3 protein-coding genes are annotated in these 1,572 nt (G+C 68.0%); all 3 read right to left on the bottom strand.

The features are described from left to right. Positions 1-79 precede the first annotated feature (79 nt). On the bottom strand, positions 80-526 hold the full coding sequence (locus tag ACFVJQ_RS45970) for a hypothetical protein (RefSeq protein ID WP_385791970.1): 447 nt from the start codon (positions 524-526) through the stop codon (positions 80-82). 121 nt (positions 527-647) lie between these two features. Then, complete coding sequence (locus ACFVJQ_RS45965; RefSeq protein WP_385791968.1) at positions 648-797, bottom strand: hypothetical protein; 150 nt, start codon at positions 795-797, stop codon at positions 648-650. Between the two features lie 11 nt (positions 798-808). Next, on the bottom strand, positions 809-1,572 hold a 764-nt coding region (locus ACFVJQ_RS45960), incomplete at its 5' end, for an IS701 family transposase (RefSeq protein ID WP_385791966.1).

Genomic DNA, 1,572 nt, shown 5'->3' with positions numbered 1-1,572 from the left:
TACTGCAGCCGCAGTTGCTGTGATCCGCGACTACCCGACCGATCGGGCACGCCTATTAACCCGCTGGAGCAAGTTGCTGCTACACAAGCTCGAACGTGACCGGCGCCACGGATGGTATGGAGATTGTGTCGCCCTCAGCGAGACCTTGGGGGTCCTCGTAATCGACGGGTAGCACGATCAACATCGTGTGAGGACGCGGCAGCCACCCAACGTCTTGAGGTGGATCGCAATACCCGATGTCGATCACCCGTACCAACTGCTCGGGAATACCCACGCCGCAGCTGTCGCCCGCAGATAGCGTCCAGGGGGCAGGATCGGTCTGGAAGAGGCTGAGCCGAGACTCGGAGGAGCCTTGCTTGCGCGGGATGGCGTACTGTCCGTTCCACCGGACTTCAGAGTCAGGATCGATCTGCTCCCATGGCCAGACGATGGACACGTCCCAGTCTGAGATCTCGACCACCCGTGTGGGGGTGAAGGCACAGCTGACACGCAAGATGTCGCCCACCTTGATCGTCTCGTCGTTCATGATCGCCCTGTCGCTCCCTGCCACGTGTGAACTGCACCGTAGCGCGCGGTTGGCGTGGAGCGGCTTCGGGCGGGAGCTGCGATGGGGTGAGAGATCATGGGGCCTAGTACTGCAGCCACAGTTATGGGGGGCGGTGGCCACGGCGGCGGTAGTGGCTGAGGCGGGCTCGGTGCTGGTGGCGGCGTCGCCAGCGTGACCAGTGCAGGATGTGTACGGCCTCGTGCCGGACGGTGTGGACGACCTTGGCCAGCAGGCGGCTGATCTCGTTCACGCTCAGTCGGATCAGGTCGTGGTTGCCTCCCCCTTTTGGCCGGTGCTGACCCGCAGCGCGGTCAGGTGGGCGGCGGCCGCGAGGGCCAGGGTGATGTGCCGGTACCAGGCCCGGTAGTGGCGTGCCTGGCAGTGGTCCAGGCCGGCCTCGTTCTTGGCGGCCTGGAAGCATTCCTCGATCGCCCAGCGGCCGCCGGCGGCCCGCACGATCTCCGCTAGCGGCGTGCCCAGCGGGGCGTGCACCAGGTAGTACGCCCGCTCTCCGGTGGTTGGGTGGCGGCGGATCAGCAGCGCGGTGGAGAAGCCGTCGGCGGCCTCTCGGTCCGGCAGCGAGACCTGGGCCCAGGCGTACTCGCGCAGCCCGTGTGCGCCGTCGCCGGCCGAGCGGATCTCCCAGACGTCCTCGGGCAGGATGGCCGCCAGGGTGCGGGCGTTTTGCCCGCGCGGCCCGAGCCGGTGTTTGTAGCCGATGGCCAGCACATACGCCAGGCGTTGGCCGGTCAGCCAGGACCTGAGGGCGGGGTTGTCGCCGTAGACCTCGTCCCCGCACACCCAGCGAAACGGCACCCCGGCCGCCACCGCCCGCTGCAGCATCGCCTTGGCCAGGGCGGGCTTGGTGGCGAACACGACGTCCTGGCCGATCCGCGCGTCCGCCCGGCGCTCGGCATCCTCCGTCCAGGAGTTGGGCAGGTACAGCTCGCGGTCGATCAACGCGCGGCCCGCGACGGAGGCGTAGGCGAGGAACACCCCGAGCTGGCAGTTGTCGATCTTCCCGG

The sequence above is a fragment of the Streptomyces sp. NPDC127197 genome, from assembly GCF_042672405.1.
Classification (GTDB): Bacteria; Actinomycetota; Actinomycetes; order Streptomycetales; family Streptomycetaceae; genus Streptomyces; species Streptomyces flavusporus.
The sequence above is the reverse complement of the archived record's forward strand: the minus strand, read 5'-3'. Positions and strand labels throughout refer to the sequence as shown.